This window comes from Cupriavidus sp. 05L411, assembly GCF_056398045.1.
In genome coordinates, this window is the sequence record NZ_JBFTOQ010000101.1 from 1 (window position 1) to 4,723 (window position 4,723).

The following is a 4,723-nucleotide window of genomic DNA, read 5'->3' on the forward strand; positions in this document are numbered from 1 at the left end:
GGATCGACGAATTGTTCGAGCAAGAGCGTGAAACGCAGTACACGCGGGAGTTATTGTTCTCGACGACGGTGGAAATCATGTCGCTGGTCGCCGTGGGGCTGCGCCCGTCGGTGCATGCGGCAGCCAAGGCCAGTCCGGCGCTGCCGGTTGCGATGTTGCCGAACTTCAGGCAAGAGCACGCTGCCACTCGTTATCGCCGCAAGATGTGATGGCCGGCTTGCCAGGTTTTGGCGCTACTAGCCGCGAGCGGGCATCGCCACGTACGCGCATACGTAGAAGTCCGTTTGGTTCGAACCGTTAAATCACTTTCTCCTCGGCCAATCCAGCCGAGGCAGAACCTGGTTCGAGTACCTTCGATACGGTGGAGAACTGTGGATACATCCTTGTGCAAACGCCCTGAGCATGTCAGTGAACGGGGAGCAGGATTCGGGTTAGATCAGCAGCCTCGCTTACTGATTGCAGCAAGGACCACCCGCGGTGCCGGCACCCATTGGACGGGTTGGCTCGCTGGTGGGCTGTAGTCACCAGGCAACGTTCGCGCTCTGGTTCGTGGCGCGGTTTGGCGTGACACCCTGGGGCTGGCGGGCCGCGAACTTGAAACGACAGTTCGTTTGATTGAAGACGAGAGGTCGCATCAAAGTCGGATCCTGTTAGAGGCCGGCACCAACGGCCGCTTGCCGCCTTTCAGCGAACACTTGACGGCCCAGCGCCGGATGCCCGCTTATCAGCGATAGTGTTGAGAAACTCTGTAGACCCCATTTCCGGCGAGATTTCAGGGGTACCCGAACCCCCAACCGATCGACGATCGTGCAATACAGGCCGATCTGAGAGGTCGGAAACCCGCAGGCCTGGTCTGCTCAGATGGCAGATTGAGTTTTTCAACACTATCGACCAGGAGCAGACATCTGAAAAGCATCAGTCTGAAGCTACTGGACTTGGAGCTCCAGCGCGGCGGGCAAAAGTCATGGGACTCGGTTTACAGTGAGGCTTCTCGCGGCCGGAGACGCCATGCGGTGTCTAGATTGGCACAGTCTTTCAGAGGCGGTACAGACTGCCGAAGCCAGCGCCGTCCACCGGCGTGCCGTCCGTGCAGCCGGCCATCGGCAAGCCCTGCGACCATCCTGCTGCCAAGACCTGCACGTCACGGATGGGATCGGACGCCTTGACGCGCTCATTGCGAATGCGGCAGGTTTCAGGATCAGTGGCAAACAGACCGCGCGCGAAGACTCGACCCTGCTCGGCCAGCTTCGCGGTCTTCGGCCCGCGGATCTCCGCGAAGCGCAGCAAGGCTTCATCGAGGCCGCCGTCCGTCCCATCCAGGCACTGAGCCAGATGCCAAGCGTCTTCCAACGCCTGACAAGCGCCCTGGCCCGATGTCGGCAATGGCGCGTGCGCCGCATCCCCCACGAGCAGCACATTAGCCCGGCTCCATGTGTGCTGCGGCTCCAAGTCGTGCACGGCAATCAGTCGGATGGCGTGCGCCGGCGTCGCCTGGATGATGCGGGCGACAGGCTCCGGCCATCCCGCGAACAGATCCTCAATCTCCTTGCGCATATCCGCTGCTGGCGTCGCCCCAGGCAATGGCCGCGCCTGCGCCGCCGCCCAGTAGACCAACTCCGGCCGGACCGCCACGCAACCGAAGCGATCGCCCGAACCCCAATAATCCTGAATCGCGATATCGCTCACCAACGCACTCTCTCCCTGCGCCACACCTATCCAGTTCACAAAGCCCTGATAAACCGGCGTGTTGTCGCCCGCGACGAACCCGCGTGCCACCGAGTCCATGCGGCCATCGGCGCCGATAAGCAGATCTGGACGGATGCTCACCCCGTTCTCGAACCGCGCCACGGCCTTGCCGCTAGCCTCCAGGTCGATCACCACCGCCCGATGCCCGAATTCCACCTGGATCCCGGCCTGTGCCGCATGGTCCAGCAGTACCGCCTGCAAGTCCCGGCGCAAAATCGTATGGGTCGGATATCCCATTATCTGGTCCAGCAGCGCAATATCGATGCCCCCCAACGAATTGCCCGCAGCGTCCTGGCGGCGCATTGCCACTGGCCGGCCGCCCGCTGCCGCGATGTCTTGCAGCAGCCCCAGTTCCTGCAGCACAAAGCCAGCGTTGGGCCAGAGCGTCACGCCAGCCCCCATGGTCGCCGGCCCCGCCCGGCGCTCATATACCCGGGGACTGTACCCCCGCTTGCGCAAAGCAAGCGCCACGCTCAAGCCTGCAATTCCGCCGCCAAGTATTCCGATTTCCACGCTGAAGCTCTCCTATTCAATCCGTCCCGACGCGCCGCCGGCGGCGACCCATCGGACGAGACGGCATCTTAGATTCCGCCAATATGGAGGAACTAGTATGTAAAAATGGGCAACTTTCATACCTTAATCGGGATAATGATGCGCAATGCCCTCGACCTGAATACCGTCCGTGTCTACGTGGCGGTCGTCGATGAACAAAGCTTTGCCGGCGCGGCGCGCCTGCTGGCCCTGCCATCATCTAACGTCAGCCGCCACGTCGCCTCGCTGGAACGCAGACTGGGCGTCCGCTTGCTGGAACGCAGCACCCGCCACCTGCGCATGACGGAAGCCGGCAGGCTGCTCTACGAACGCGCAAAACCCTTGCTCAACGCCTTGCTTTCCACCGAGGAAGAACTCGGCGCGGTGCAGCGTGAACTGCGGGGCCCCCTAAGGATGTGCATGCCAGGCGAAGCGCCAAGGCTGCTAGCTCCTATCCTGGCCGAATTCTGTAGCCTCCATCCCGGCGTCGAACTGGAATGCGACACGCGCCTGACCGGTCTGGAAGCGCTCCGGGAAGACGTGGACCTCTCCATCGTCTTCCATCGTGGGCGCCAGGATGACAGCACCTTTATCACCCGCGAACTCGCTACGCTGCCCAGCATTGTGGTCGCGGCGCCCGCCCTGCTAGCCAAAGCTGGAATACCACGCCAAGTGCGCGAACTTAAGTCCTTGCCTTGCATCACCACCCTGAGCGCGTTGAAGGGCCAGCCCTGGCAGTTTCTCGACGCCACAGGCGAAATCGTGAAGGTATCTGTGCGTAGCCGCTATCGTGTCAACAGCGGAGAACTTGCATTGGCGGGCGCGCGGCAAGGCATCGGCTTCGCGATAGTGGCGGCCTATCCATGCCAGGAAGATCTTGCCGCGGGCCGATTGCGGGAAGTGCCGCTGGACCTGTGCCCTGCGCCGCTGCAATTGCTTGGCGCGTACAGCCACCGGCATTCCGTGACTGCGCGAGTTCGGGCGTTGCTGGAATTGATCCAGGTGCGGTTGGAACGCGTGGGGAGCGGTTCAAGATGAAAGTCGAATTGAGGGACGCGCCCGAATAGCCGAGTGTCTGCTCCGGGCAGTCGAACTCGGCCGTCGGCCCCATTCCAGCGCCAAGCTGTCAGTGCGGCACCTAACACCCACCCCTTTCAAGGTGATTAGACGACACGTCCAGCCTTGATGACACGGGCGGTAGAAACGTGCCGCCGTGCTACGCATCCGGCCACATAGCCTTTCTTCTTCGGCGCTTTCGGTCCCCGCGTATGTTTGCGCATCGCGCGGGGATCAACGTGCGTCGCCATCTTGAGCAACTCGCGACCGAGCTGAGCTGGGGTGAGGAGGTCATAGGCCTGCCACACCTCGGGCGGCACCGCGATCATCATGCCGGCATAAGTTGCCCGGATTTCGCTGGCGAGGTAATACGGTGAGAGCTCGATGTCGCTGGTATCCAGCTCATGCCGGATTCTCACCGCAGTCGCAATCATGCTCAGTACGTTATACGCCAGCGCCGCCACGCCGAAGGCCAGCGGCGCCGCGCGCGGTTGGCTCAACGAACGAATCTCACTGTTGAGCACCGATTCCAGCCGCTGAAACATATTCTCTATGCGCCAGCGTCGCCGGTATAGCCGGGCGACGGCCTCGGCCGTCAGATGGGCGGACGGGACATTGGTCAGCAGGCGGATGACGGTGTCACCATCCTCGGTGGCGCCATCCAGATGCAGCTCGATGCGCCGCAGCACCAGCGGCGCGTTCGATTCATCTGGGATGCTGACCGCTTGCTCGTACACGATGCCGGTTTCGACCCGGCCCATTTCGCGTAACGGCTCCAGCTCGCTGGGGCTCGGATTGCGGCCGTGCTCCCGCACGATGAAGGCGCTGCCGCGACGCTGCCACCCGGCAAGAATCGCCCGGGTGCTGAAGTTGCGATCGGCGATCCACAGTTCGGCCGGCTGGGCCGATGCGAGCAGGGTTTCCATGATGGCCCGCTCCTGGGCGTGCGCATCTTCACAGGGCACCAGATCGACGATCATCGCCGTGTCCGGGTCATAGACCACCAATGACTGCCCTGGCAAGGCCGCACCCCGAAACCCCCGCAATGGTTTCAGGCGCATTTCGCTCGCCGGCAAATGGCTGCCATCCACGATGCGCAGGCGATAGCCATTCACCGATGGCGGCTGCTTGCGCAACATCGGTTGCACGACCGGCCCCAACCGCTGCGCACTGCCTTGCACCAGGGCACGAACCAGCCCCGGCCCGGTCCGGCTGAGCTTGTCGTACAGCGCGGTGATGGAAACCGGCAGCGCCGGACTGGCCTTGGCTGCCGCATGCACCGACGGGCGCAGCCCCACGGCGACCAGCGACATGATTTCCACCGTCGTCGAGAACAATAACTCCCGCGTGTACTGCGTTTCACGCTCTTGCTCGAACAATTCGTCGATCC

At 62.7% G+C, this 4,723-nt stretch carries 3 protein-coding genes and 1 pseudogene; 2 read left to right on the top strand and 2 right to left on the bottom strand.

Features of this window, described 5'->3' with window-relative positions:
* Positions 1–209, top strand: a pseudogene (locus AC1DQR_RS39920) (hypothetical protein); the annotation flags it as partial.
* 826 nt (positions 210–1,035) lie between these two features.
* Here AC1DQR_RS39920 and AC1DQR_RS39925 read toward each other — a convergent pair.
* Positions 1,036–2,259 carry an FAD-dependent monooxygenase gene (locus tag AC1DQR_RS39925; RefSeq protein WP_477135096.1) on the bottom strand — a complete coding sequence of 408 codons (1,224 nt, stop codon included), beginning with the start codon at positions 2,257–2,259 and terminating at the stop codon, positions 1,036–1,038.
* 138 nt (positions 2,260–2,397) lie between these two features.
* On the opposite strand from AC1DQR_RS39925, the gene AC1DQR_RS39930 reads away from it, so the two are divergent.
* Positions 2,398–3,315: a LysR family transcriptional regulator gene (locus tag AC1DQR_RS39930; protein ID WP_416050464.1), complete on the top strand. Its 918-nt coding sequence runs from the start codon at positions 2,398–2,400 to the stop codon at positions 3,313–3,315.
* Positions 3,316–3,440: 125 nt separating this feature from the next.
* Here the strand turns inward: AC1DQR_RS39930 and AC1DQR_RS39935 are convergent, their stop codons facing one another.
* Positions 3,441–4,721, bottom strand: a complete 1,281-nt coding sequence (locus AC1DQR_RS39935; protein WP_477135097.1) for an IS4 family transposase — start codon at positions 4,719–4,721, stop codon at positions 3,441–3,443.
* Between the last annotated feature and the right edge of the window lie 2 nt (positions 4,722–4,723).